Source organism: Acidobacteriota bacterium (assembly GCA_026393755.1).
Taxonomy (GTDB): Bacteria; Acidobacteriota; Vicinamibacteria; order Vicinamibacterales; family JAKQTR01; genus JBAXOX01.
In genome coordinates, this window is the sequence record JAPKZO010000006.1 from 242,951 (window position 1) to 268,452 (window position 25,502).

Consider the following 25,502-nt stretch of genomic DNA (forward strand, 5'->3'; position numbering starts at 1 on the left):
ATTACCTGATCACCACGCGGTCCAGCACCTCGAGTGTCTCCGGATTGACGGTTTCGAGACGCACGCGCGGCCCCTCGACATAGAACAGGCAGATGGCGTGCTGCGTCGAGAACGCTCGCACGAACGCCGACCAGGGTGTCTGCTCCTGCGCGTAGTAAGGCGCGCCGGCGGCACCGTTGTTGATCTGGAAGAATGGCCGCTGCATTCGGACCCGCGGCTTGTCCCAGCCCTCGGGGCAGATTGGCACCGAACTGTCCAGTCGCAGGCGGTTGTAGTTGTGCTCATCGCCTGTCAAGACAGCCAGCCCTCCGGGGTGGCCGTGATGTTGGAGTACACCCGCGGAATGGGCGTCGATCCCACCGTGGGTGCTTGCGCACCGATCTGAGATTGCGGCGCGGCGAGCGTCTGATGCGTACCGAGGGTGGTTATGATCGCCGCAGCCACACCGATCGACACGGCCGTCGCGAGCATGACGAGGTCGCCGCGTGTCACCGTGCCGCGCAGGAGCGGCGCGCGGATACCGCCCATGTTCTCCATCGCGAGGTCCACATTGAAGGTGTCTCGAAGGGCATCGGCCATCAAGTTGTACTCTGCGAGATCGTCGCCCCGGCTGCTGAACTCGCCGGCAGCTTGCCCCATGACCTCGGCGTACCTCGGCGAGATGGGCTTCCAGAACTCGCCGACGACGGCGGCGACGCCGGCATCCTCGGGAATGTCGGCGGTGACCGGGATCAGCCGGGCTCGATAGCGTTCCACGTGCCAGACGCCCTTCTCGTCTTTGTCGAACAGGAGGTCGAGCCGCCCAGTTCGCCGCCCCACTGGTGCGCTTGCACGATCACGGTTCCGTTGACAGCCCTCGCCTGGAGATCCTCCGAGTGCCAGATGAGTTCCCCCGACGGCAGGCGCGAGTGCGAATGGCTACCGACGATTACGTCGATGTCCGGGACCTGCTCGGCCAACCGCTGGTCGACTTGCTCGCCGGCGTGGGAGAGGAGGACGATGATGTCCGCTTGCGGGCGGAGCGCTGCGACCGCCTGTCGGGCACTGGCGATCTCATCCCCCACCTCGATGGCTTCCTTGCCGGCCGGGTAGGTGGCCGATTCGTGGGCGAGCAGGCCGAAGACGCCAATTCTGAGCGACCCCAGCGTCTTGACAACGTAGGGGGGCACGAGTGGTTTCCCGCTGGCGCGATCGGTCGCGTTCGCACACAAGAGTTGGTATTTGGTTGCCCCCACCAGTTTCCGTAACTGTGCTGCGGTGTTGTTGAACTCGTGGTTCCCGAGCGTCCCCATGTCGTAGCCGGCTGCGTTCATGGCCGCCACGTCCGCCTCGCCGTGGTATTCGCTGGAGAACGGTGTCCCGTCCGAATAATCGCCGAGATCCACAAACCAGACGGGCGTGCGTCGTGAGTCGAGTTCCTGTCGGATGCACTTGGCAATGGTCGTCCGGCGGGCAATTCCCCCGATGTCCTTGTAGACCCGCAATCCCTGCAGCGCTGCTCCTGATGCCGACGAAAGCGATCCTGGCGCAGGATCGCTACAGAGAAAGTAGAATCGCCAACCAGAGCACAATCAGAATGCACGCACCGCGAACCCAGTGTCTCCAACTCGGAGCCGTTCGGTTCAGGCGCACCCAGGGATACAGCGCGATCCATGCTGCACCGGTCGCTGCAACGAGGCACGCCATCATGAGGAGCGCGAGGTCCCCGGACGGGCTGGTCGACCGCCGAGCCGGAGCACCGTCTTCGCACCTCGACGGTGAGACAACCCGTCGCGCCCGCCCGCGCCGCAAACGACGTTCGTCGATAAATGGCAACACATGACCCTCCCTGCGCCCGAGATCGAGCGACGCGAGGTAGGAGTCATCGGTCCTGCACGCAGGACAGTTCAGGCGAACTCCACCGCCATACGGACGACCACCGGCCCGCACCTGGCGCGACACGCCCGCTCGTGTGACACGAACGGGAAGACCAGAGAGCAGACCCGCCAGAGCCACATCACAAGGCCCGTGCTACTGCTGGATGTTGTGGAGGATGATGGGAGGGCGTCAACCGATGAGTCTCCCACCCATAGCCTCCGGGCAGGAGTCATCAGCCGCAGACGCGGCAGTTAAAAGGTGAACTCCATCACCTAAACGATCAAGTGTCGGTCGCAGTATACGCGGTCGCGCACGGCGGCGCCACCGTTGAGACACCGCGTTGAGACACTGCGACCGACCCTCGGAAGCCTGTGCCCGCTCGTGGTGTGACTTTCCGCCCGTGGTCCGGCGCGAAGATGAGGAAGCACTGGTCATACTGACGCACCTCGCGACGGGCCGGGCAGGTATGAGAGCAGTTCCGGGAGTTCGCGCAGGAGTAGCGTCGCACCGGAGAAGTCGGTATCACGAGTGACGTCGCATGGCACAATCACGCATGGCATGCCCGCCGCCCGCGCGGCCGCGAGGCCCGCAGGGGCATCCTCGACCACAAGGCAGCCGCTTGGCTCCACGCCTAGCCGAATCGCGGCCTCGAGAAACACGTCAGGCGCGGGTTTGCCGCGAGGCACTTCCGCGCCAGACACGACGAGGTCAATGCTGTCTCTGAGGCCGACACGGTCCAGCAAGGCACGGATAGACCCGTGGTCGGACGACGACGCCACGGCCACTAGATAGCCCCGTCGCCGTAACTCCAGAGGTACGTCCGGCACGCCGGGCATCTGCCGTGGGCCCTCTCCCACGCGCCCAGCGACGGCAGCCGCGTTTCGGCGGCAGAGTTCCTCCTCGCTCTCCTGCAGACGATGCCGTCGTTTCAGCACGCGGAACATGTCATAGTCGGTCACGCCGCAGAACTCCACCCGATCGTGTTCGTCGTAGGCCACGCCAAACGCCGCCAAGACCTGGCGAGTCGCCGCTGCATGAATGCCCTCGGTATCGACGAGCAGTTCATTCATGTCAAAGACGACGGCGCGAACTCCCGCCAGGCGAGCCCGTGCGTGAGACGGCTGCGGCCTCGCGTCATGCCGACTCATTGGAGTAGCGTCGTGCCGGCCACCTGGAGGCGATGCGACCGTCTTGGTGAGCACGTGGCCTGCGCCTGCCAGGCCGTCTTGCCACGACACCACAAGCGCCAGACGGGGCGGGAGCAAGCCGCGGTCGTCCCGCCACCGCGCCGCCACCGCATGGGCCACTGCCACCGCGCGGCCTGGCACCCCTTGCGTCGCCTTCACCGCATCGGACAGCCACGACTGCGAAACCGCCGCCCGCGGCACGCCGCCGGCTTTCAGTGAGATACGCAGCAGCGTGCTGATATCTCGAGCGGCAAGGGGCTCGACGCGTACGGCCTCCATCCGCCACAACACACGTCTCACCGCGCCAAGATCCGCTGCCTTGGCGCTTCGCCCGGCGGCCAGCACGATTCCGTCCGCCTCCATCACGCGCCGAAGCCTTGCCGCCAGCGGCCTGGATACGCGATCGAAGGGGTCGGCCACGACCAGCCCTTGACGGGAGACGGCCGCCACAATCGCGCTCTTGCCAATGCCCGGCGGCCCGAACAGCAACACGCTGCGCCTCGCATCGAGGAGGTTATTGACCCCCGCCACGAGCGCCTTCCGGCCAATCAAGCCATGTGTGGCCCCACCATTGTCGTCACGACTCACGGCCCTTTCTCCACTTTGTCCACCGCGAGCAGGCGCTCGATGTCGCATCGCAACCCGTCGAGACGTTCCAAACGTTCGCGCACGGCTTGCTCCCCGGCAGCCTTGTGCTGGTACGCGCGTTCGAGAGCCCGGCCGACCGACTCGAGCAACGCCGACAGACGGCTCCGGATCTCGCTTTCCAGACCGCGGCGGCTCTCGAGCACGCGCTCGCTCAGATCGTTGGCGACCCGCGCGCTGTTGGTGGCGATCAGGTGGCGCACGTACTTCGCGGCACTCGACTTGACAGCCGCGATCCTCAGGCGCCGCGGCAGCGCCCAATCGGCCACCCACGCCACGGGACCGGGTTCCGCCAGACGCAGAAGCTCTGCGAAGTGGAACTCGCTTGCCGCTCGAAAGCCTCGTTCCTCAATCAGGGCGGCGCCATCGGCGAACGCTTCCCCGGACGACGTCGCGATGCTTGCCATGAAGCCGTTGGCGAGATCCGCGAACCGCGTCATGGCCCGTCCATAGAGTGCCTCCGCTTCAGACTCCACCCCGCTAGCCCACTCGAGAATCGCCTCGGTCGCCACGTCCAGCGCAAAGTCCATGGCCTTCGCGCGATATGCCGGCCCGCGGCGATACGGCTCGGCATCAATGCGCTGGTCGAGCGTGCGCAGCACGCCGGGCATCGCGACGGCCATGAACTCCCGTCGGGTCTGCACGAAACTCGTTGATAGCTCCGCCTGTTCCACGCCAAGCAGGGCGGACAACTCACGCAATGCCTGCCCTGCGCCGGCGATGGTCTAGCGCAGGTGGCTCAACCGGCGTTCTGAATCGGCGAGGGGCTTGGTGAGTGCCGTGCGTTGCTCATCGATGTCGCGCAAGAGCTCACGAGCCAGCCGCGCGGCCCCGCGCAGGGCGGCCGCCGCCAACAAGTCGCTGGACCTGCCGGCCAACGCTCGCAGTTGGTCCTCCAGTTCGGTCCAGTCGCGCGAGCAGGAGCCCGCGAGCCGCTCAGCCGCGCTCACGAGCAGGGGCGGACCGATCTCGCGACCGAGCCGCCGGGTGATGACCGACTGCGCAAAGTCAGCTGCTTCCTGCAGATCGCCAGCGGGTCCCTTGTCGGCCTTGTTCAACACGATCAGCAGCGGATCGAGACGACTTCCCATTTCCTCGACCAGCGCCAACTCGTCAGCTGAGACGGGCGGGTCGGCCCCGAGCACGACTAGCGCGGCATCGATCTGCGGTGCAAACGCGCGGGTTACCTCAGTGCTCGCCGCGAAGACGGACCCGAGCCCCGGCGTGTCAATCAAACACAAACCCAATGCCAACAGCGGACTCGGGACGCACAGCTCAACGGCTGCGACCCTCTTGGCATTGCCGGGATTGCGAGCCTCGGTGACGAAATCCGAAATCAACGCCGCATCGATGAGGTGGCTCGTTCCATCAAGCAGCTGCACGCGCGTCGTGAGCTCCGCGCCATACCGAAGCACGGTCACCGCCGACGTCATCGGCACCACGCCCGTCGGTAGCAGCGGTTGCCCAATCAGGGCGTTGAGCAGCGTGGACTTGCCTCGCTTGAACTGACCCACGCACGCCACAAAGAAACGGCCCTCGGCGAGTCGATCGGCGAGTGCGGCCGCCTCGTTGGCGATGGACTCCGCGCCCGTGTTGCTCGCGGATTCCGCTATGACGCGCAGCGGGGACGTGGTGCCTTCAGCCGTGGCGTGGCCATCGGTCATAACACGTTCCTCGCCTGGTCATCTGGCTGCTCGTCGCCATATACGCGATCGAGCGCGGCCAGCTCTTCCTGAATGGCGTGGGCATCGGTCCCGCTGGAGTCGGGAGAATCGCGGATCATAAAGCGCTGCCGTTCGATGGACACTCGCAAGGGTTCCGCGTATTCGTGAAATCCGTTCTGCACCGCGGTGACGGCGTCGCGCATCCAACCACGCAGGCCGACGCCAAACGCCGAGAGTGCTTCCGCCAGCGACTGGCCGATCTGGGCCTCGAACTGGCGTTCGATCGCACGGATACGCAAGGACCGTGTGATCGCTGAGATGCCCGGTGCCGTGAGCGGCGTCGTGACCTCCGGCAGGACCAGGGCCGGCAACTCGCGTACGCGCCCCAGCAACTCGGTGACCGTGAGTGTCTCAGGACGTCCTAACAGGTCGGCGGCCCGTGCCAGAGATGCCGCCAAACCGGCCGCGAAGCGTCCCAACGCGATCCGAAGCTCCTCAGCCTGTGCGCCCACCGTGTCCCTCGCGGCTCGGCCAAGCGCTGACCTCGCGGCCTCCATGGTCAGTCCCGCCCACTGAGCGTCATTCACTAGGAGGACCGCGGCTTGCCGGAGAACGATCGATACTCCGCCGGCCACAGCTTGAGCCGCCTGTTCGCCCAGGGGACTGACATTTGCCGCCAACGCGCCGGCGCGGCGGAGTTTCGTCTCGGCATCAGCCTGGGATTCAGCGCTGACGAACACACGCCCCGCACCACGATCGGCGCTTGCTTGCAGGCTTGCGCGCACCGCATCGCGCAACAAGACGATCTTCCGATGAATCGAATGCCACGCGCCATCCTGGTGCCGCTGACACATCGGCGCGATCTCCGCGGCGAACCACGCGTCGGTCAACGTGGCGTCCGCCCCCACGGCACTGACCGCGTGCACGGCGATGTCGAGGCCCACCTCGGTGCGCAGGTGTTCCGCGATGTATGTCGGCCTCAACTCCTCGACCGCGTTGTCGGCGAATGTCAGAGCCGTGCGGATGGCGAAGAGCGTGTCGACCTGCGGCGGCGGAATCGGGATCCCCTCGCGTTCCAGGACGCGCACCAGCCGGCTGCGGATACGTGCCAGGTAGTTTGCGGCCAGTCGCGCCTGGACCGGGGTCAGGGCCGTGCGATAACGGGGGAACGGCGACGATGAGCGTGACGCCGACAGAACTGCTTCGATGCTCGACAGCAGCGTGTCGATGTGCTGGCAACTGACCAGCAGGTGGCGCTGCTGCGGTTCGTTGAGACCGACCCGACCCGCGTCGGCAGACTTTGCCGTCATGCTCACCTGAGGCCACGGCGCGTCGCCACGGCGCAAAAAAAGACCCCTACCGGCATTTGCCCAGTAGGAGTCATCTGTTCCGCCCTCCGGAACCTTCGGAGCGAACTCCAACGCACGATCGCAGAATGATTATACTTCGGAGTCTCTCGCCATGCGCGCCGCGGAGACCGGCCGAAATATCGACGTGAATCTCGCGTAGTGCTTCTGAGCCCACGCCAGGAGGGCGATACCGAAGGCCCGCTGCGACGAACCGTCATCGCAGCTGGTCAAGTACCCACCAGAGCTCCAGCCAGCGCGGCGATGTGGCTGCCCGACGTTCGCCGATGGGCAGTCGCTCGATCATGCTATCTCCAGTCTATCTTCGGACGCCGGACGGCCCGCTACGGGCGGGCAGTCTCACGTCGGCAGGTGGGCAGGCCGTCGTTAGCCGAACAGTACGTTCCGCAGCACGGACTCGACGATGGCTGCCACGCCGAATGGCGTCGTGACGAGCGCGATGAGACCGAAGATCGCTTCGCTGAGCGGTACCTGAAGCTGCGGGACGAAGTACACCGCCGCCATGATGATGAGCAGGCCGAACCGCTCGAGCCGGCGATACAGCGCGAGGGTTTCACCGGAGAGGAAGTACTGCACGACCCTCGATCCGTCCAGCGGCGGGATCGGGATCAGGTTGAAGACGGCGAGCAGCGCATTCAGAAAGATCCCGACTGCGAGGATTTCCGTCAGACTCGAGGACGAATCGGCCAGCCCCACCAACACGGCGACCGAGAGCACGGCTGTCAGCGTGGCGGCCATGAGCACATTCATCGCCGGCCCCGCCGCTCCCACGAGCGCCCAGTCCCGCCGCGGGTTTCTCAAACGCGAGACGTCGACAGGGACCGGCTTCGCCCCGCCGAAAATGAAACCCGAACCGGAGAGGATGAGAAACAGCGGCAGCAGGATCGTGAAGAACAAGTCGATGTGAGGAATCGGGTTCAATGTGAGCCGCCCCCGCTCACGCGCCGTGGGATCGCCCAGGCGGTCGGCTACGAATCCGTGGGCGGCCTCGTGGCTGGTGATGGAGACGATCGCCAGAGCCGCCACGCCGATTACGGTCACTGCATTCATCGCGCGTTCTCCTCCGGAAGTCCTCAATCGTGATGGCGGGCGATGTCGACGTGTCTACTATGGTACACGACGCGGCGGGCCGGTCATCCGGGGCCCGGACATCTTCCCCCTTGTCACCTTTTCTTCACAGGTGTATCATTGTGAGTGATGACTCACTCACATTACGTCACCCAGGCACGGTCCACGCCTCGCCGGCCGTCCGCCAGACGGCGCGCCGCCGGCATGGCCTCCAGCATCCGCCAGGAGCAGATCCTCGACCGGGCAGTGGAACTGGTGGCGAAAGCCGGCCTCGCCAACCTGACGATGAAGAAGATTGCCTTGCGGGTCGGCTTCTCCGAGGCCGCCATCTACCGCCACTTCTCCACGAAGCAGCGCCTGCTGCTCGGCCTGATGGATCGGCTCGAACATCTGCTGCTCGACCCGATCCGCGCAATCGCCGCCGACGCCGGGGCCCTGCCCATTGATCGCCTGTCTCGCATCCTGACGCACCATCTCCGCATCGTCCTCAACCACGACAGCCTGCCCATCCTGCTGCTCGCCGAAGCGTCGGCGTCGGGCGACCCGAAGCTGGTTCAGCGCATGCGCGACATCTTCTCTCCGTACCGGGCGCTCCTGTGCGAACTGCTGACGCAAGTCACGCCGACGGGCCGCACACGGCCAGCGGGCGTGATAGGGTCCGACGGAGGGGAGATCGCGATCGGACCGGACGCGCTGGCGTTACTGCTGCTGGGCGTGCCAGCCGCCCTCGCCATCCAGCACCGGCTGCAGCCACATCGCGCCATTGAACAACGGGCCATCGCTGAGGTGGCGCCGTGGCTGCTCGCGGCCATCGCGGGCCGGCGAGCGCCAGCCCCGTCGAGGAGGGCACGACGATGAAGGTACGGCGTACGACCACCTGGGTGGTGTGTGCCTGTCTGGTGGCGTCCCGGGCCATCGCTCAGACTGCGATTCCGACGCCCGGGGCACAGGGGCCACATCTCACACTCGAGGCGGCGGTGACGGAGGCGTTGGCCAACGCACCCGGACTGCAGGCTGCCGCCGCGCAGGACCGCGCGGCACGGTGGAACGCCACAGCAGTCGGGCGCACCCGGTTTGGCCAACTCGACGGCGTCCTGAGCTACTCGCGCTTCCAGGACGACCAGATTCTGCGCCCCATGTCGAAACAGCTGTTCGGAGCCCAGGGCTTCCTCGGTCTGCCGTGGGACAGCGACCAGGTCCATTACGGCATCACGTTCCAGGTGCCGGTCTATACGGGAGGCCGACTCTCGTCGTCGATTCGGATCGCGGCACTCCAGGCCGAGCAGGCGTCACTCTTTACGGACGGAACACGATGGGACATCCGCGCCAACACGACCGCGCTCTACGCGGCCGTGCAGACGCTGGACGCGGTGACGGTGGCTCTCGATCGGTCTATTGAGGCGCTCGCCGCGACCGACGGCCGGCTGACCCTGATGGTCGAACAGGGCAGGCGGCCGCGGCTCGATCTGCTCAAGGTGGAAGAGGAACTCGAGGATGCTCGCGGCCGGCGCGCCGGGATCGTGGCGGACCGAACCCGCGTCGGCGCATTGTTGCTGGCCGTGATTGGACGCGATCCGGCGTCACGGTTGGATGTAAGCGCGCTTCCGGAGATCAACCTGACGTCGACGCTCGGCGGATCCGATGTGGCCACCCTGGCGCGGGCTACCTCGGCCGTGCGTCGCGCAGAACTCGGGGCCGAACAGTCCCGCGAGGCCGTGGCGGCGGCGCGCGGCGCCCGGCTGCCGAACGTGGTCCTCCGCGGGAACCTGATGGGCAATGTGGGCCTGTCGATCGGTGACCAGCTCAGGACCTGGGAGCTGTCGGTTGCCGTCACGGTGCCGGTGTTCGACGGCGGCGCACGTGCGGCAGCTGCCGCGTCGGCCCGCGAGTTGGCCGTAGCGGGACGCGCCGCGGCGACCCGGGCGCTGCTCGATCGCGAAGCCCAGGTGGTGGACGCACAGGCCCGGTTTACGGCGGCGGGCGACAGTCTGAAAGCCGCTCGCGCGCGGGTGGCGGCGGCCGCGGAGGCGGCGCGGATAGAACAGGTGCGATACGACACGGGCGTCGGGACGGTCGAAGACCTGCTGCGGGTGCGAGCGCGCGAGTTCGCGGCGGCCAGTGCGCTCGCCCAGGCGCGCGGCGACCAGATCACGGCTGCGGCCAGGCTGAATGCCCTGAGTGAAAAGGAGATCGTGCAATGACCGTCAAACGCGTGATCGGAATCGTGGTGGTCGTCGTGCTGGTGGCCGGTCTTGCCGCGGTCCGTCTGATGCGAGTTCGCGACAGGGATGCGGCGCCGGTTATGGTCAGAAACCCGGTGGTCGTTGAGGTGGGCACTGTCAGGCGTGGCGCCCTCCAGAATGCGCGACAGTTTCTCGGGGAAGTGGTCGCGGCAGAAGACACGCCGTTGTCCTCGCGCATCCTTTCACAGGTCGTGCGGGTGGCGGTGCGCGAGGGGGACAGTGTGCGGCGCGGTCAGCGCCTGATCGATCTCGACCCGCGCGAGCTCGACGACGCCGCGGCGGCGTCAGAGGCCGGCGTCGGGGCGGCGCGCGAAGCGGTCACGGCCGCCGACCTCGCCCTCACCGTCCAACGCGCCGTCACGGCGCGCGACAAGGTGCTGGTCGACGCCGGGGCGATTGCCCGCGAGGAATGGGAACGCTCGCAGTCCACCGTCGCGGCGACCAAGGCCCGGCTCGAGGGCGCGCGCGCGCAGTTGACACAGGCCGAGCGGGCCGTGGACACGGCCCGCACGAGGCGCGGGTACGCGCGGATCGATGCGCCGTTCGACGGCATCGTCTCAGCAAAGTTCGCGAACGCCGGGGATCTCGCCGCGCCGGGCAAACCCCTCCTTACTCTCGTGCAGCCGGACGCGCTGCGCGTGCGCGTGCGAGTGCCCGCCGAGGTGTTCGACGAACTGGGAGCGGGCCGGGAAATCGGGCTGACGGTCGGTGGCGCCCGTCAGACCATCACGATCTCGCGCGTGTTCCCCGCTATGGATGCCACGCGCCTCGCGACGTTCGAAGCGGACCTGCCCCCGCGTGTGTCCGGGCTGATGCCAGGATCCACGGTGAGCGTCGATCTGCCCCGAGCCGGTGCGTCAGGCCTGGTCGTGTCCTCCACCGCGCTGCTCGAGGGCGAATCGCGGCGCGTCGTCTTCGTTGTCGCCGGCGGGAAGGTGCATGCAGTGAGCGTGCAGGTGATCGACCGATCGCCCGAGGAAGTGGTGGTGCGGGGCGCGTTGCAGGAACGGGACCAGGTGGTGGTCGCCAGCGCGTCGCGCCTGATGATGCTCGCCGATGGGGCGCCCGTCGACGTGGCGCCGCACGGATCCAAGTAGCAGGCCGGAGTTGTGACGCGGGGCGTCGCCCCCGCCGTAGACGGAGACATCCCATGTCGATGGTTGACGCCTATCTGAAGCGTCCGCACCTGCTCACCTCGCTCGTCCTGCTCGCCGCGGTGGTAGGGCTGGTCGGGTACCGCCAGATGCCGGTCAATCTGTTCCCCGACTCGGAGCGGCCGCAGACGGCGGTCGTGACGGTGGTCCCCGGCGCGTCGGCCGAAGATGTGGAGGCCGACGTCAGCCGCGTGATAGAGAAGGAGCTCTCGAGCATCGAACAGGTCCGGCGCGTCTCCTCTGTGAGCAAGGATGAAGTGTCCACCGTGAACGTCGAGTTCGAGTATGCGAAGGGGCTCGATTCGGCCGCCACCGACGTGGCCAACGGCCTGCAGAAGATCCGGGCGTCGCTGCCCGACGCGGCGCGCCCGCCGATGATCTTCAAGGTCTCCTCTGCCACACCCGCCGTGCTCACGCTGGCCCTGCGCCCGAAGGCGGGATCCGCGCTCGATCTCGCCATGGTTCGCCAGGTGGCAGACAACGCCGTCAAGGAGCGTCTGCTCCAGCTGCCGGAAGTGGCCAATGCCGAGGTCTTCGGCGCGCATCAGCCGATTATTCGGGTCGATCTCGATCGCGATCGGCTCGAGCGCTATCACCTCACGCCCCTCGATGTGCGCCAGGCGCTCGTCGCATTCAACGCGAATCAGCCGATCGGTCTGCTCACGACCTCCGACCGGCAGGTACTCGTCCGGCGTGTTGGTGCGTTCAGCAATCCGGCCGACGTTGCGCGGGTGCCGGTGGCGCAGCGTCCCGGCGGCGTGGTCCACGTGGCGGATGTGGCCGACGTGACACCGGGCGTGCAGGAACCGCAGAGCGCGTATCACGGGGATGGCCAGCCGGCCATCGCGATCAACATCCAGCGTGCGCCAACGGGCAACGCCTTGCGCACCATTGCCGACGTGGCGGCATTGCTGCCCGCCCTCGAACGCGACTACCCGGGCATCGCGTTCTCGATTCCCGACAGTCAGTCCGAGCTGATCGACCGGGCCGTGGGCAATATGCTCGACGCGCTGCGCGACGCGATCATCATGACCGTGCTTGTCATCTTCCTGTTCCTCGCAGACTGGCGCGGAATGACGCTCGCGGCCGTCTCCATCCCGTTCACCTACCTGCTGACGTTCGCGGTCATGTGGCTTGCCGGCTTCGAGTTCAACATGGTGACGCTGACGGCCATCATCGTCGCCGTAGGCATGCTCCTCGACGATGCGATCGTCGTGCTCGAGAACATCGAACGGCACTATCACGAACTCGGCCAGGCGGTGCGCGGTGCTGTGGTGGCGGGCACCGAGGAGGTGATGCTCGCAATCTTCTCCGGCACGTACGCCACCATCATGGTGCTGCTCCCGATCATCTTCATCGGCGGCTACGTGCAGACCGTGCTTCGGCCGCTGGCCGTCAGCCTGTCGATCGCGCTGGTCGCCTCCTACGTGGTGTCGGTGACGATCATCCCTCTGCTGGCGCCCCTGCTGCTCCGGCGCACCACCGCCGGCCGTGGGTGGTTCGAACGGCTCATCTTCCGCTTCGACGAGAAGGTGATTGTTCCCATCCGCGAGTTCTACGTGCGCCTGACGGCGCTGGCGCTCCATCACCGGCTGGTGTTCGTCGTCGTCGGCCTCGTGCTGTTCGTCGTGTCGGCGCGCCAGATGCCGCTGGTCGGTCGCGATCTGATGCCGCCGATGGATTCGGGCATCATCAAGGTGGCGTTCGAGATGGATGCCAACGCGTCGCTCGGCGCCGCCGAGGCAGGGTTGACGGGACTGGAGGCCATTGTCCGGAGCCGACCGGAGGTGCTGAGCGTCTCCTCGGTTATCGGGTCCGAGCCGGCCGTCATCTCGTTCGGCGGGGGACGCTCGCCGCAGCAGGGGACCATCACGATCCACCTGCTGGACCGGTTCCACCGCCAGGCGTCTGTGTGGGAGATCGAGGCCGACCTGCGGGCGAGGATGGCGCGCGTCGCTGGTATTCGGGCGGTCGACGTCTTCGACTTCGGAGCCACGCCGCTGTCGACAATCCGCGCACCAATCGACGTGATGATTTCGGGCCCCGATCTGGGCACGCTCGATCGGCTCGGTGCCGACATCGAACAGCGCCTGCGGACGCGCGTACGCGGCGTGACGTCAGTCTCGCGGTCATGGCATCTCGACAGCGTCGAGACCGCGTTTTCAGCCGACCCGGAGAAACTGGCGCTGTACGGGCTCTCGCCGGCGGTGTTGACATCGCAATTGCAGGGCGCCGTGCGCGGCATGCCCAGTTCGACGTTTCGCATCGCCAACGAGGACGGGCTGCCGCTCTGGGTGCAACTGCGTGCGCCGCAGCGGGCGCAATCCGCCCAACTCGAAGACTACCCGATCGTCACGCCGCGCGCCGTGGTGCCGCTTTCGGCACTCGGTCGGCTCGAGCCTCGGCCGTCCGCGTCAATCATCACGCGGCAGGGGCTGCAACGGACGCTCGACATCCAGGCGTACCGCGTCAAACAGCCCATCTCGCACCTGCAGGAAGACGTCGAGGCCGCGCTTACGGACCTGAGGCTGCCGCCCGGATACATCGTCAGCCAGGAGGGCGAGGTCACGCAGATGGACGACTCGTTCCAACGGCTGGGGCTCGCCCTGGCCCTGGGGCTCGTGCTGCTGTACTTCTCGCTTGTTCCGGCGTTCAAGTCGTGGCTGCATCCGCTCACAATCATGTCGGCAATCCCGCTGGCCCTGATTGGTGCGTCCTGGAGCATGCTCGTCGCCAACAAGCACGGCTGCATGCCCTCGTTCATGGGGCTGATCCTGCTCGCCGGGATTGTGGTCAAGAACTCGATCTTGCTGATTGACTTCATCGAAGAGGCCAGACGCCGCGGCGATTCCGTGTTCGACGCGCTGGTGGGGTCGGTCCGCGTCCGCACCCGGCCGATCCTGATGACAGCCGTCGGCACCTCTGTCGGCATGATCCCGCTCGCCGCCGAGTGGGCGATTGGTCTCGAGCGTCTCTCGCCGCTCGCCACTGTGGCCATTGGGGGCCCGATGGTCTCCACGTTTCTGACGATGGTCTACTCGATGACCTGCAGGCTGCCGTGCGCCGGGCATGGGGGGCAGGGCCAGCGGCCGTGCCAGCACCGATCAACCAGTGAAGGGCACCGCCGATCTTCGAGACTTGCCGGCCTCCATCTCTGCCGCTGCGCGGCTGGATCGTGCATCGAGGTCCTCGTGAACGAGCCGCATGGCGCGGCGTTCGCGCCGCCCGCGGCGCTGCAACCCGGGGGGGACCGTCGTTCATCTCCAGCCGGTCCCCCTGACCTCCTTCAGCCGAAGTGCGCGACTCGATGGTGCCACGTGCGCAGGAGCACGGCGCCGACGATCACGAGCCCGACCGCCAGCCCGGCCCACATGCCCTGCACGCCCCACCCCCAGCGGAAGCAGGCTGCGTACCCGAGCGGCAGCGCAATCGCCCAGTAGCTTGCCAGGGCGGTGATCATCGGGATCCGTGTTTCGCCGAGGCCTCTCAAGATACCGGTGCCAATGCTCTGTGTGCCATCGAACACGAGGCAGAGGCCAGCGATGCCAAGCAGCGACGGACCGACAGCCAGCACGGCCGAGTCGCGGGAGAACGCGCTGATAAGCAAGTGGCCGCCGAGCAGGAACACGATGGCCGCCGTCGTCGTCAGCGCCGCCCCGAGCGCGAGCGCCGTCCAGCCCGCGCGCCAGATACCCTGGCGATCGCCGCGCCCGACGGCCTGCCCCACGCGCACCGCGCCAGCGGCGTTCAGCCCGAGCGGAATCATGTAGGCCAGTCCCCACAGGTTGAGCGCAATCTGATGAGCCGCCAGCGAGGCTGCCGACAGGCGGCCGATCAACGCAGACGCCGCCGCGAAGACGCCGACCTCGAGCACGCCCTGGATCGAGGCCGGAACGCCGAGCTTCAGAAGATGTGAGATCGACGGCCAATCGACGCGACGCGCCGTCGGTCGACGCTCAGCTGTATCGCGCCGCTCGCGCCACAGGATCGCCACCAGCAGGACGCCGGCCATGTACACGCGCGACGCCAGCGTCGCCCACGCCGATCCGGTCGCGCCGAGCGCTGGCAGTCCCCACTTGCCGTAGATGAGCACCCAGCCAACAGCCGCATTGATCAGGTTGGCGGTCAAGAGTGCGAACGTGATCGGCCGGACGCAGTTGGTCGCCTGCAGGTAGCGCCGGAACGTCGCGTAGAACAAGAGGGGAATGACACCTGGCGCGAGCACCTTCAGGTAAGGAGCCGCAAGCGCCAGTACCGACGCATTGAGCCCCCACCAGGAAATCGTGGCGATCAGGAGGTAGGTGGCGAGCGTCAGTGGGGCCGCGATCAGGAGGCTGAGGAAGGCGCCCTGCACCAGCCAGTGGTGGCATCGATCCAGACGCCCAGCCCCATACGCCTGCGCGATCACCGTGTCGAGTCCGAGCAGCAACCCCGTGCCGAAGATGCCGACTGCCAGAAACACGACGCTCCCGAAGCCGACCGCGCCGATGGTTGCGGGTCCGAGGGGCCCGACCAGGAGCGTGTCGACCAGGCCCATCGTCGTCCACCCCACCTCGGCCAGAATCACTGGCACGGCGAGCGTGATCATCGGTCTGAGTTCGGCCCGGATCGCGGAAAGCCTGCTCGGCTGCTGGCCGGTGTTCAAGCGCCCTCGGCAATGGTTCGACGGGACCGGCACCTACTTGACTGGACCCGCAAGATAGTCGACCGCCACGCTCGCGAGTGCCCGCACGCCGGTGATGAGCGCGGATTCATCGGGATTGAATCTCGGTGAGTGGTTGGCGGCCCACGACGCTGGTGCTGTGCCCTTCGGTGCGATCCCGAGGAAGAAGTACAGGCCCGGAACCTGCTTCTGGTACGCGGAGAAGTCTTCAGCCCCGGTGGTGACCTGCGCGTTCGGATTGAATGTACCGGCGGCCACGCGCCTGAGTGATGGGGTCATGCGATCGGTCAGGGCGGGGTCGTTGTACGTCACCGAATTGCCGATCGTGATCGTCACCTCGGCCTTCGCGCCGGCGGCCGCGGCAATGTGTTCAACCGTGCGGGTGATGCCTTCGTGGATCTTCTTCTGCATGTCCGCGTCGAACGTCCTGATCGTACCGGTGAGGCGGACTTCGTCGGGCACGATGTTCGATCGGTTCCCGCCCTCGATGGTACCCACGGTAATCACCGCTGGCGCGGTCGTCAGATCGGCCTGTCGGCTGATGATGGTCTGGAGGCCGAGCACGATCTGCGCCGAGACGACGATCGGATCGACGCCGGCCCAGGGCATGGCGCCGTGGGTTGATCGGCCGTGCACGGTGATCGAGAGTGAGTCGCTGGCGGCCATGATGCCTCTTGGGCGGAACGAGATCGACCCCGCCTCGAGCGGTGTAATGCCGACGTGCAGGCCGAAGATGGCGTCAACCTTCGGATTCTCGAGCACGCCCTCTTTCACCATCAGGTCTGCGCCCCCTTCTTCGCCGGCGGGAGCGCCCTCCTCGGCAGGCTGGAAGATGAGCTTCACCGTCCCAGGGAGATCCGCCTTCAGACCTGCCAGCACCTCGGCCGCGCCCATCAGCATCGCCATGTGGAAATCGTGACCGCACGCGTGCATCACACCGACCTCACGCCCGTTGAACTGAGCGCGCTCGGTCGAGGCAAACGGGAGTCCGGTTTCTTCGGTGACCGGCAGCGCGTCGATGTCTGATCTCAGCGCCACCACGGGCCCAGGCTTCCCGCCATGCAGTATGGCGACCACGCCCGTCTTTGCAACGCCCGTCTGAACCTCGTAGCCCAGCGCCCGCAGGCGATCCGCCAGCAGCTTCGACGTCTGCACCTCGCGGTTGCCCAACTCGGGATGCTGGTGGAGCAGCCGGCGCAGGGCCACCACCTTCGGCAGCACCGCGTTGGCATCCTGATCGAGGCGCTGGTGCAGCGCTTCAAGCGTCGCGGTCTTCGGGATCGGGGCTTGGCCGCTGTTGGTTTGCGCGGCGATGGCGACCGTCGACGCGGCCGCGAGCAGTGAGGTGGCGATCACGCGCAGGGGAAGTCTCATGGGTCGGTTCACTCCAGGATGTTCGAGTATACCGTGACCCGAGTGTTCAGCCGTCATGGGGCGGCGCGCGGTAGTGGTCAAGTTTCACCGGAGGCGCAAAATGTCCGGTGACGCGAGGCTTTACCACCATGGCCGGCCGGGAGTAGGCTCTGCCGCATGGGATGGAAACAACTCTCAGAAGATGCTCAGCACTGGGCGTTCTGGCTCACGGCGGGAAGTGGCATCGTGATAGCTGCGATGACCGGTGCCGTCTGGGTATGGTGGTCGTACTTCTGGCGTCTCTCTCCGCCGATTCGTGGCTTGGGTTTCCTGGTGGTGTTCACTTGCGGCATTTGGGCGTTGTATGGAGCAATGCGAATCAAGGATCGCTACTTCGGCGCAAAGCGGCACGGAGATGCCGCGCTAAGCGGGTCTCTCAGCATCCACCACGCCCGATGGGTGTCGACCCGCAATCGAGACGTGACCGAAGAGGCGCGCGCCAGGGTCCAACAGGGCCGACTTGATCTACCAGTAGATCCGCACGAACTCGGTCCCGACCCCTGGAAACACCAACCCAAAGAACTGGTTGTGACCTACTCGGTTGGGGATGGCCCGATCCTGACCATTTCCGCGAAGGACTACGACCGACTTCAGATCCCCTAATGTGGGCTGGGTCAGCCCATGTGATATTCTTGAACTGTAGGACTTGACACAATATACCGATAGGCTTAGTGTCTAGATAGCCCACAGCAACGTCGGTCACTTGAGGCCGAAGGGCGTCCGGGCGGTGACGACTGACGAACCGGATATGTTGCATGGCCCCGACAACCGATGGCTGTCGGGGCTGTCCTTTATTCGGGCGGGAATTTGGCTGTTTCCGCTCTTTGCGCCTCACGCCAATCTCTTTCGTTGACCGGAAAAGCAGACAGGCAAGTCCAGACGCCTTTTCGGCCCTTCTGCAATATCACTCGCATGTATTGTCCGTTTAGCAGACGAGGGCCATGCAGCACTCGTCGCTGGGCGTCCCGTGTCTTTCCCGGCAGCGATACCGTGAATAGTGAAATGGCGCGGAGAATCTCATCCATCAACCGGGCTCGCGCCAGACTGAATACCCGGACTTCGAAATGTCCGCCCGTCTTTGGTTGACTTAAGACGTGGGCTCCGGACGACAACGGACTCGGAGCAGCCACCGAATAGAAGTGGATAATATCGTACAGAAAACCGACTTTTACGGACTTACCGTGACAGGCGATCTTGTGGGTACCGACAAGCTTCAAACGATAGTACGCCTTGGCGTCTTCGGGCGTACAGATTAGTTCGGCGCGTTCGACAGGCACTGGGGGATTGTAACTGCCAACCTAGAGCAATCCGACGATTTCTTCGAGGGTCCACACATGATCCGCAAGGCCCGCCTGCATCGCCGGAGTGACGCGGAGCGTCTGGTGAATCCGGGCGAAGTTATAGTGCATATAGTGAATGGCAACCGCCGCCGTGTGATTCTCAACCTTCTTTGAAAAGCCATTCGTCAGGCGGGTGAACCGGCGCATCGACATCCGCATCGTGAGATTCTGGCGCTCCACGTACGACGTACTGATGTGCTTCGGATCGGGGTCGCCGGTAATCGTATCGCAGCGGGTTCCGATGCACTGAGCAGGGCTGTATCGCTTCTCTGCTGACGGATCGGAGCCGTAGAGTTTCTGGAGCATGGCGTAGTCGATGCCGCCGCCGAACGCATCCTCGACGGCCGACAGATAGGGCTTGTGGCCGTCCGTGGTGAGCTGTACGCGATTCCGGAGTCGGCTGGCTACATCCCGCATGAACATGTAGGCCGACCCAGCGTCCCGCCCAGCGACGAGCCACGACACAATCAACTTCGTGTCGGCGTCAATCGCAACCCATGTCCAGACATCCCCGTACCCAAACACGCCTTGCTTTTCAGCCGGGACGTTCTTCGCCTTGGCGTAGCAGAACTGCCAGATTTCGTCGCATTGAATCCGGCGAGCGCGGACGTTGCGGATCGCTTCATCCTGGTACCGAGCACACGCCGCGCCCAGGTCGGCAATCAGTTTCAGAATCGTAGGCTTCGACACGCCGGTCATCCGGGTCGTCGCGCGAACGCTATTGCCTTCGACCAGCGCCGCCACTACCGTCGCACGCTTCGCCGTGCTCAATTGATTCATGTACATAATATATGCTTGAGCGGTCAAGCTGTCAAGAATAATCGCACGCATTAGTAGTCTGTTGACCTCGCATGCGTGCGTACAGTATCATGCAGGCATAAACCTGTCGAGAGGAGGGTGTGTGAGCAAAGACGACACCGGATACGAAATCAAAAGAGTTGGGGTAAGGGGGGGGTTGGCGCGCGCTGCGGCCATGACTCCGAAACAGCGAAGCCATTCGGCACGAATCGCTGCTGAAGCACGGTGGGCCGGTGATTTGCCGCAGGCCACACACGACGGCCCACTGCAACTTGGAGACAGGACATTGATCGCGGCAGTGTTGCCCAATGGGAAGCGCCTACTTAGCCAAGGCACCTTCCTCCAAGCGATTGGGCGTTCAAGGACTCCCAAGGCTGGAACCGGAGCGCTAGGGAGTGTCGACGGGATACCCTTCTTCTTGCGAGCAGAACAGCTTAAAGCGTTTATTTCTGAGGAGTTACTACTGTCGACGACTCCGATCTTTTTTCGCCTCAAGAATGGCAAGCGAGCGGTTGGTTACGACGCCATGCTGCTCCCCATGGTGTGCGAGGTGTACCTTAAACTGCGGGATGAGCGCATGGATAAGGAAAAGCCGGTTCCGGGGCAGTATAAACACATTGTTCGCGCGTGCGACATGCTCACGCGCGCTTTCGCCAGAGTCGGTATCATCGCCCTGGTCGACAGCGCCACTGGATACCAAGCCGACAAGGCCAGAGAGGATATTCTCAAAATACTTGAGGCGTACATCGCGCCACATCTCATGCCATGGACGCGACGTTTTCCACACGAGTTCTTCCGTGAGGCGTACCGAATCCTGGGATGGGAATACAAGTCTGGTTCCGTGAAACATCCGAGTTATATGGGCAAGTTCATCAATAAGTACGTCTATGACGCGCTACCGGAAGGAGTGCTTGATGAGCTCAAGCGTCGACTGCCTAAGAACGATCATGGCAACCGTAGGGCGAAGCTCTGGCAACTCCTAACCGTCGATACGGGTATCCCGCACCTCGACAGGCAGCTGACTTCAACAATGACGCTCTTACAGATTGCCGATGGCAAGGACGACTTCGACCGGTATTACCAGACGCTTCATGGGCGACAAGGAAGACTACAGTTCGGTGAACCGCCGAAACGCTTAGAGGCTAGCGTTTCCAGCGGGCCTCTGCCGCGCGCCTAGCGATTGCTGTTCGCTTGCGGGCCGAGAGCTTCTCAGCCCTCGCCTTGCCGCCCTTGAGCCCGCCTAGGCGCCCCAGGGCGACGGCGGCGGGGTTCTTTTTTGGCGTGGGTTCGGGCTTCGCCTTGGGCTTGCCTTCGGTCTGTTCGATGACGTGCTGGACGGCCGCGAATGCTGTCAGATTCGGATCAAATGATGGCTTGCGCTTGCTTGACTGCTTAGGCATGCCTCCAATATCGCATTGGTGAGCGATTCGCGCAAGGGGCAGCCAATTCAAACTTGACCACTACCCGGCGCGCTCGTCGCCGCAGGGACGGGCCAGCATGCCTGCCCCGCGATCCGTCCTTTTCTGGCGTCAATCGTCTAAGTACTGAGACCCGTGGTGCCGGGCGGACTGTTCGCCTCGGTCCTTCTGGCGACGGCGCGCAGCCGCGACTGCCGGCGGCCGACGGTGCCGGAGTCCACTACGCGGTCCAACGGCACAACACCAGCGTTCTGTGGTAGTCTGCCAAGAGGTTTCGAAACGGAGAAGTGCATGATCTGGTCCCGATTGCGCGGTGCGGTGTTGTCTCTGGCGCTGGCTGGCCTGGCGCTCGCGACCGGTGCGTGTCAGAGCAACGCGAATAACCCCTACCTGCAGCTCGGGCCGACGCCGACCATCACGACCAGCACGTTCACGGGAACCCTGACGAATTCGGCAGACGCCCCGGTTCTGCGCCTCACGCATACTTTCACGACTACCTACTCGGGCACGGTGACGCTCTCACTGACCGCGAATCAGCCTGACGCGGCGCTCGTCGTCGGATTCGGGATTGGTGCGTGGGACTCCGCAACGTCCACGTGTGGGCCACTGCTTGCCTGGAACAACAGCGCGACGCAAGGCGCGACGATTATCGGCAACGGGTTGGCTGGAAACTTCTGCGCTCAGGTCTACGACGTCGGCAACCTTGCCGTCGGCGCTCAGACTACCTACACGCTTACTGTCACTTATTATTAGGCGATAGGCGATAGGCGTTAGGGAAGAACGCGGTTCTGCCCCTCGCGCCTATACCGTAAATACCTTCAGCACTTCGTCCCCGTAGTGGTTGATCACTTTCACCGCGATCTTTCCGGTTGAAGGCGGCGCGAAGGGGCGGCTGATCGTCGCGTAGAGCGTCGTCCACGCGGCCTCGTCTATCTCGACCCGCAGCGCGCGCTTCAGCTTCTCGTACGGCTCGTCGGCGCCCGTGAAGTACGCGTGCCGCACGAAGAAGCTCTCCCCGTTGTAGTCGGTATCCACGAACCAGCACGCCACATCGTCTGTGGAACTGCTCCGGACCGCGCCCGTCGTCGGGTCGTAGATGTCCAGGCCGTGCAGCTCGACGCGCAACATGCCCTCGTCGCCCACCGGATGGATGTCGATGTCGGGCTCGCCAAACACCATGAAGAGGTTGCCCGCGCCGGTCTTCTTGAGCAGATCGTCGCCCATGGCGAGATCCGGGTTCATGCGCGTGACGAGCACCGTGAGATTCCCGTATCGCTTCGCCTCCTCGGTGACGTGCGGGTCGAACGCGAAGCCGCAGACCACGAGGACGTCGTGGCCCAGTCCCTGGACGGCTTCCTTGGCCGCCTCGCGGATGTGAAGCGGGCCCACCGTGCCGTGCTCCGGACCAATCGATACCGCCACGCGCTTGAGCTTCTTGTCCGCATCCACGTACTCGCCATGCGCGTGCACCCAGGCGCCTGCGAACGGATCGAGGCGGTCGAACACCAGGCGCTCGTTCTTGCGCGTGTTCTGCACGCCCGCCTTGCGCAGGTTGTCGAGGATCATCGTCTCGAAGGGCACCGCCGCCGGCGACCGCTGCGCCTCAGACTCGGAGGCGGGGCGCTCCTCATCTGTCGACAGCACGCGGTGCGGCGACAGGCTCTCGACCGTGAACGGCCCGGTGACGCGAATGCGCTTCGTGTCCTCGTACGGCTTGTCATAGAGGAGTTCGGTGTCGGCGTGCTTCGCGATGGCGGCGTCGATCTGCTCACGCGTCATGCCCTCGTGGATGTCGGGATTGTTCGCAATCGACTTCAACGTCACATGCGGCACACGCTTGTAGACGAAGCCGCGGCGGATGTCGTTATCGGTCCTGTAAGCCGGGGGGGCCTTGCCCGTGGCCTCCGCCTCCTTCTTCACACCTTCGGGTGAATCAGCGAGCAGGTAGAACGGGAACTTCGCCGCCATCAGACGCGTGCGGGCCAGCGCCATCGCCACCCGGCTCGTATCAACGGTGATCCATCGCCGTCCCCACTGCTCGGCCACATACGCCGTCGTCCCCGACCCGCACGTGGGATCGAGAACAAGGTCGCCGGGGTCGGTGGTCATGAGGATGCAGCGCTCGATGACCTTAGTGGATGTCTCGACGACGTAGGTCTTGTCTGAGGCACCTCCAACGTCGCTCCACACATTGTTCAGCCCGTAAGCAGGGAAGTCGTCAATGAATCTCACGTAACGCACGGCGTGCTGCTGGGCCATGATTCTGCCGGCGACAAGCAGGCGACGCACGCCTTCCTCGTTGGTCTTCCATCGACTCTTCTCACTGGGAAGGAAGGCCCTATCACCTAACTTGATCGGAAACCAACAGGCCGCTCCTTCTCCTTTCTCGCGACCCATGGACGCGGACTGGAGATCTCCCGCGGTGAACAGCCGCGCCCCGTCAGGCAGTGGGCGTAATCCCTGTTTCTCGTCCGCCGTGGCCGCTCGACGACTACCGTCGCCGAGTTGCACACCGTTGTAATGTTGAGATCCTCCGCCGCCAGTGTCCTTCGCGAGGTACAGCTCTCGGTACTTCGCGTTCTCCTTTTGCTTGGCATACCACAGCAAGTAATCGGCGACGAGCGGCAGGTAGTCGTTTGTCGCGCTCGTCGTCTTCTGCACGGTGATCTGGCCTACACAGTTCTCACTCCCGAACACCTCGTCCATCACGCATCGCACCAGATGGACGTTTTCGTCGCCGATCTGGACGAAGATGCTGCCCGAGTCGGTGAGGAGGTCGCGGGCCACCGTGAGGCGATCGCGCAGGTAGGCGAGGTACGAGTGGATGCCGAGCTGCCAGGTGTCGCGGAACGCGCGAATCTGTTCTGGCTGGCGCGTGGCGTCTTCGACCTTGCCGTCCTTGACGTCGCGTTTGCGCGTCGAGACCTGCCAATTCGAGCCGAACTTGATGCCGTAGGGCGGGTCGAAGTAAATCGTCTGGACGCGGCCCTTGAGGCCTTCTTTTTCGGCGAGGCTCGTCATCACGGTGAGCGAGTCGCCGAGAATCATCCGGTTCGACCAGTGCGGCTGGGTGCCGGCTTCGTGGCTGTAGAAGTCCACGCGTTTGTCGAGGGCGTCGGGCAGACCGTTGAAGTTCGAAAAGAGCAGTTGCTCGGGTTCCGGCTCGCCCGCCTTGGCCGTATCGCGCAGGTTCTCGATGAGCGCCTGCGGGTGAATCTTCTCCTGGATGTAGATGGGCACTACCGGCACCGCAAGTGATTCGGCGTCCTGTGCGTCCTTGCCGCGCCACACCAGTTGCGGATCGAGCGTCGGGTCGCGCGGGTAGAGGACTGTGCGCGGCTTCGCCTCGTCACTGGCCACAAAGTCGCGCAGTTCCTCGGTGGGGATGTTCACGCGCGTGTCCTTGTGGCGGATCGCGTCGATGGGCATCGGGCCGGTGGGTTTCTTCTTCGACATGGTTCACTCAGGCGTCACTTGGATTCATGTGGTCCGTCGGCAGGGATCAGCGGCGAGAGGCGGTCTATGAGCGCCGGAAGTTCGGCGAGGGCAATGCCCCAGATCCGCTTCAAATCAACCTGGTCGTAGTCGTGAGTGAGGATTTTCCGGAGATTGCCGATCTTGACCCACGGCACGTCACGAATGCTCGTCCGAAATGCCACTGAGAGACGCTTTGAGGCTTCACCGATGATCAACATCTGATACAACACGGCGGCCTGCAGCATCTTGTCGGCCAGGAACCCGTCCAACGCGACGTCTTCGAGAAACACGAGGACCTGGCGTGAGAACCTGACGATGTCAATTAGGGCGGCATCGTCACGCTGCATAGATCACCCGCTGATTTTCCAGGATGTGGCGGCGTCGAATCCAGTTCGGGCTCTGCTCAACAGCGGCTCTTTCAACCAGATCGACCCGTCTGCCGAACAACTCCGCGAGTTCGTCTTTCATCTCCATCAGGTCGAAGAGGGACCACGTGTCGTCTGGCTCGAATTCGACCAGTACGTCCACGTCGCTGTCGGGGCGGAAGTCATCGCGCAGCACCGAGCCGAAAAGCGCCAGTTCCCTGACCTTCCATCGTCGGCAAACGGTGGCGATCTTGTCGGCAGGAATCGGCAGCGCCGGAGCGGTTAGGAGTCTGCCGAATTCGCTATTGTTCTGAGCAGAGGGCTCACCGCCCCAGGGTTCAGCGGCCTCGCGAACCTCTCCTGGAGCGGGGATGCCGCGACCGTACTCTGTGCTCGCGTGGATGGGCGGCCCGTCGCCAGCCGTCGCCGCCTTTTCCCGAACCGCTGCTGTCGATGGCGGCTCCACGGCCGCGGTCAGGATCGCCAGCAACTCGCCCTGCAGCGAGCGGTGGCTTCGCTTGGCGCGGGCACGCAGCGCCTTCGCCACGCGGTCTGGGACGTTCTTGACGGAAAAACTCACCGGCATTGGCTCGCCTCAATGGTTCCAGTATAGCACCAATGTAGAACCATGTACTAATCGCTGAGATCGAGTGAGTTCTCTGGACCCGCAGGCAATGGAAGTCCCTGGATCCCGGGTGCCTAAGGGCCTGTCAGGAAATAAGTGACCTATAGTTCACGTACGGTCTCCGGATGGATGGTGTAGTTCCAATCGCCGTGAAACCGATGCCGTTCGAGCCGGACCGTCGCCAACTGCGCGTCGGTGACGGCGACGCCGCCGGGATA

Annotated in this window: 22 protein-coding genes, 1 pseudogene and 2 riboswitches; of the genes and pseudogenes, 7 read left to right on the top strand and 16 right to left on the bottom strand. The window is 64.8% G+C overall.

The window, feature by feature from the left end:
• Position 1: 1 nt before the first annotated feature.
• From NTV05_03455 to NTV05_03490, 8 genes are all read right to left on the bottom strand, one after another.
• Positions 2–295 carry a hypothetical protein gene (locus tag NTV05_03455; GenBank protein ID MCX6543454.1) on the bottom strand — a complete coding sequence of 98 codons (294 nt, stop codon included), beginning with the start codon at positions 293–295 and terminating at the stop codon, positions 2–4.
• Positions 292–756, bottom strand: coding sequence for a 5'-nucleotidase C-terminal domain-containing protein (locus NTV05_03460; protein MCX6543455.1), 465 nt, complete (start codon positions 754–756; stop codon positions 292–294). The genes NTV05_03455 and NTV05_03460 overlap by 4 nt, the downstream gene beginning before the upstream one ends.
• Positions 732–1,484, bottom strand: a complete 753-nt coding sequence (locus NTV05_03465; protein MCX6543456.1) for a metallophosphatase — start codon at positions 1,482–1,484, stop codon at positions 732–734. Before NTV05_03465 ends, NTV05_03460 begins: the two co-directional genes overlap by 25 nt.
• A 364-nt stretch (positions 1,485–1,848) precedes the next feature.
• Positions 1,849–1,914, bottom strand: a riboswitch (Fluoride riboswitch).
• Positions 1,915–2,073: 159 nt separating this feature from the next.
• A riboswitch (Fluoride riboswitch) is annotated at positions 2,074–2,139 on the bottom strand.
• A 149-nt stretch (positions 2,140–2,288) separates the two neighbouring features.
• Positions 2,289–3,632, bottom strand: coding sequence for an HAD-IA family hydrolase (locus tag NTV05_03470; GenBank protein MCX6543457.1), 1,344 nt, complete (start codon positions 3,630–3,632; stop codon positions 2,289–2,291).
• On the bottom strand, positions 3,629–4,390 hold the full coding sequence (locus NTV05_03475; GenBank protein MCX6543458.1) for a hypothetical protein: 762 nt from the start codon (positions 4,388–4,390) through the stop codon (positions 3,629–3,631). The genes NTV05_03470 and NTV05_03475 overlap by 4 nt, the downstream gene beginning before the upstream one ends.
• A gap of 24 nt (positions 4,391–4,414) precedes the next feature.
• On the bottom strand, positions 4,415–5,353 hold the full coding sequence (locus NTV05_03480; protein ID MCX6543459.1) for a dynamin family protein: 939 nt from the start codon (positions 5,351–5,353) through the stop codon (positions 4,415–4,417).
• Positions 5,350–6,663, bottom strand: coding sequence for a hypothetical protein (locus NTV05_03485; GenBank protein ID MCX6543460.1), 1,314 nt, complete (start codon positions 6,661–6,663; stop codon positions 5,350–5,352). The genes NTV05_03480 and NTV05_03485 overlap by 4 nt, the downstream gene beginning before the upstream one ends.
• Before the next feature lie 423 nt (positions 6,664–7,086).
• Positions 7,087–7,770: a site-2 protease family protein gene (locus NTV05_03490; protein ID MCX6543461.1), complete on the bottom strand. Its 684-nt coding sequence runs from the start codon at positions 7,768–7,770 to the stop codon at positions 7,087–7,089.
• A gap of 147 nt (positions 7,771–7,917) precedes the next feature.
• Between NTV05_03490 and NTV05_03495 the strand changes: the two genes are divergently transcribed.
• From NTV05_03495 to NTV05_03510, 4 genes and pseudogenes are all read left to right on the top strand, one after another.
• Entirely contained in the window at positions 7,918–8,646 is a 729-nt protein-coding gene (locus NTV05_03495) for a TetR/AcrR family transcriptional regulator (GenBank protein MCX6543462.1), read from the top strand.
• Positions 8,643–9,989, top strand: a complete 1,347-nt coding sequence (locus NTV05_03500) for a TolC family protein (GenBank protein MCX6543463.1) — start codon at positions 8,643–8,645, stop codon at positions 9,987–9,989. The genes NTV05_03495 and NTV05_03500 overlap by 4 nt, the downstream gene beginning before the upstream one ends.
• Entirely contained in the window at positions 9,986–11,128 is a 1,143-nt protein-coding gene (locus NTV05_03505) for an efflux RND transporter periplasmic adaptor subunit (GenBank protein MCX6543464.1), read from the top strand. Before NTV05_03500 ends, NTV05_03505 begins: the two co-directional genes overlap by 4 nt.
• Positions 11,129–11,187: 59 nt before the next feature.
• Positions 11,188–14,205: pseudogene (locus NTV05_03510) on the top strand (efflux RND transporter permease subunit).
• A 266-nt stretch (positions 14,206–14,471) separates the two neighbouring features.
• Here NTV05_03510 and NTV05_03515 read toward each other — a convergent pair.
• The gene (locus tag NTV05_03515) at positions 14,472–15,773 is read right to left on the bottom strand and encodes an MATE family efflux transporter (protein ID MCX6543465.1); all 1,302 of its coding nucleotides are present in this window, start codon (positions 15,771–15,773) and stop codon (positions 14,472–14,474) included.
• Between the two features lie 90 nt (positions 15,774–15,863).
• Entirely contained in the window at positions 15,864–17,222 is a 1,359-nt protein-coding gene (locus NTV05_03520) for an amidohydrolase (protein ID MCX6543466.1), read from the bottom strand.
• Positions 17,223–17,573: 351 nt separating this feature from the next.
• Between NTV05_03520 and NTV05_03525 the strand changes: the two genes are divergently transcribed.
• Positions 17,574–17,864 carry a hypothetical protein gene (locus tag NTV05_03525; GenBank protein MCX6543467.1) on the top strand — a complete coding sequence of 97 codons (291 nt, stop codon included), beginning with the start codon at positions 17,574–17,576 and terminating at the stop codon, positions 17,862–17,864.
• Between the two features lie 695 nt (positions 17,865–18,559).
• On the opposite strand, the gene NTV05_03530 is transcribed toward NTV05_03525, so the two are convergent.
• A complete protein-coding gene (locus tag NTV05_03530; GenBank protein ID MCX6543468.1) occupies positions 18,560–19,381 on the bottom strand; it encodes a DDE-type integrase/transposase/recombinase in 822 nt (273 codons plus the stop codon).
• 121 nt (positions 19,382–19,502) lie between these two features.
• On the opposite strand from NTV05_03530, the gene NTV05_03535 reads away from it, so the two are divergent.
• Positions 19,503–20,576 (top strand): P63C domain-containing protein, encoded by a 1,074-nt coding sequence (locus tag NTV05_03535; protein MCX6543469.1) that lies wholly within the window; start codon positions 19,503–19,505, stop codon positions 20,574–20,576.
• Here NTV05_03535 and NTV05_03540 read toward each other — a convergent pair.
• Positions 20,542–20,799 (bottom strand): hypothetical protein, encoded by a 258-nt coding sequence (locus tag NTV05_03540; GenBank protein ID MCX6543470.1) that lies wholly within the window; start codon positions 20,797–20,799, stop codon positions 20,542–20,544. The two genes, NTV05_03535 and NTV05_03540, sit on opposite strands and share 35 nt — an antisense overlap.
• 309 nt (positions 20,800–21,108) lie before the next feature.
• Between NTV05_03540 and NTV05_03545 the strand changes: the two genes are divergently transcribed.
• On the top strand, positions 21,109–21,570 hold the full coding sequence (locus tag NTV05_03545; protein ID MCX6543471.1) for a hypothetical protein: 462 nt from the start codon (positions 21,109–21,111) through the stop codon (positions 21,568–21,570).
• Positions 21,571–21,618: 48 nt separating this feature from the next.
• Here NTV05_03545 and NTV05_03550 read toward each other — a convergent pair whose 3' ends face one another.
• The 4 genes from NTV05_03550 to NTV05_03565 form a co-directional block, all read right to left on the bottom strand.
• Positions 21,619–24,273 carry a site-specific DNA-methyltransferase gene (locus NTV05_03550; protein ID MCX6543472.1) on the bottom strand — a complete coding sequence of 885 codons (2,655 nt, stop codon included), beginning with the start codon at positions 24,271–24,273 and terminating at the stop codon, positions 21,619–21,621.
• A 14-nt stretch (positions 24,274–24,287) separates the two neighbouring features.
• Positions 24,288–24,641 carry a DUF86 domain-containing protein gene (locus NTV05_03555; protein MCX6543473.1) on the bottom strand — a complete coding sequence of 118 codons (354 nt, stop codon included), beginning with the start codon at positions 24,639–24,641 and terminating at the stop codon, positions 24,288–24,290.
• On the bottom strand, positions 24,631–24,924 hold the full coding sequence (locus NTV05_03560) for a nucleotidyltransferase family protein (GenBank protein ID MCX6543474.1): 294 nt from the start codon (positions 24,922–24,924) through the stop codon (positions 24,631–24,633). Before NTV05_03560 ends, NTV05_03555 begins: the two co-directional genes overlap by 11 nt.
• 461 nt (positions 24,925–25,385) lie before the next feature.
• On the bottom strand, positions 25,386–25,502 hold a 117-nt coding region (locus NTV05_03565), incomplete at its 5' end, for a hypothetical protein (protein MCX6543475.1).

What these genes read in the sequence shown, in the direction of transcription:
- NTV05_03540 (MCX6543470.1), bottom strand. Translation starts at nt 20,799, where the DNA reads ATGCCTAAGCAGTCAAGCAAGCGCAAGCCATCATTTGATCCGAATCTG.
- NTV05_03500 (MCX6543463.1), top strand. Translation starts at nt 8,643, where the DNA reads ATGAAGGTACGGCGTACGACCACCTGGGTGGTGTGTGCCTGTCTGGTG.
- NTV05_03545 (MCX6543471.1), top strand. Translation starts at nt 21,109, where the DNA reads ATGATCTGGTCCCGATTGCGCGGTGCGGTGTTGTCTCTGGCGCTGGCT.
- NTV05_03495 (MCX6543462.1), top strand. Translation starts at nt 7,918, where the DNA reads ATGACTCACTCACATTACGTCACCCAGGCACGGTCCACGCCTCGCCGG.
- NTV05_03485 (MCX6543460.1), bottom strand. Translation starts at nt 6,663, where the DNA reads ATGACGGCAAAGTCTGCCGACGCGGGTCGGGTCGGTCTCAACGAACCG.
- NTV05_03505 (MCX6543464.1), top strand. Translation starts at nt 9,986, where the DNA reads ATGACCGTCAAACGCGTGATCGGAATCGTGGTGGTCGTCGTGCTGGTG.
- NTV05_03550 (MCX6543472.1), bottom strand. Translation starts at nt 24,273, where the DNA reads ATGTCGAAGAAGAAACCCACCGGCCCGATGCCCATCGACGCGATCCGC.
- NTV05_03555 (MCX6543473.1), bottom strand. Translation starts at nt 24,641, where the DNA reads ATGCAGCGTGACGATGCCGCCCTAATTGACATCGTCAGGTTCTCACGC.
- NTV05_03520 (MCX6543466.1), bottom strand. Translation starts at nt 17,222, where the DNA reads ATGAGACTTCCCCTGCGCGTGATCGCCACCTCACTGCTCGCGGCCGCG.
- NTV05_03480 (MCX6543459.1), bottom strand. Translation starts at nt 5,353, where the DNA reads ATGACCGATGGCCACGCCACGGCTGAAGGCACCACGTCCCCGCTGCGC.
- NTV05_03490 (MCX6543461.1), bottom strand. Translation starts at nt 7,770, where the DNA reads ATGAATGCAGTGACCGTAATCGGCGTGGCGGCTCTGGCGATCGTCTCC.
- NTV05_03525 (MCX6543467.1), top strand. Translation starts at nt 17,574, where the DNA reads ATGCGAATCAAGGATCGCTACTTCGGCGCAAAGCGGCACGGAGATGCC.
- NTV05_03515 (MCX6543465.1), bottom strand. Translation starts at nt 15,773, where the DNA reads ATGATCACGCTCGCCGTGCCAGTGATTCTGGCCGAGGTGGGGTGGACG.
- NTV05_03530 (MCX6543468.1), bottom strand. Translation starts at nt 19,381, where the DNA reads ATGAATCAATTGAGCACGGCGAAGCGTGCGACGGTAGTGGCGGCGCTG.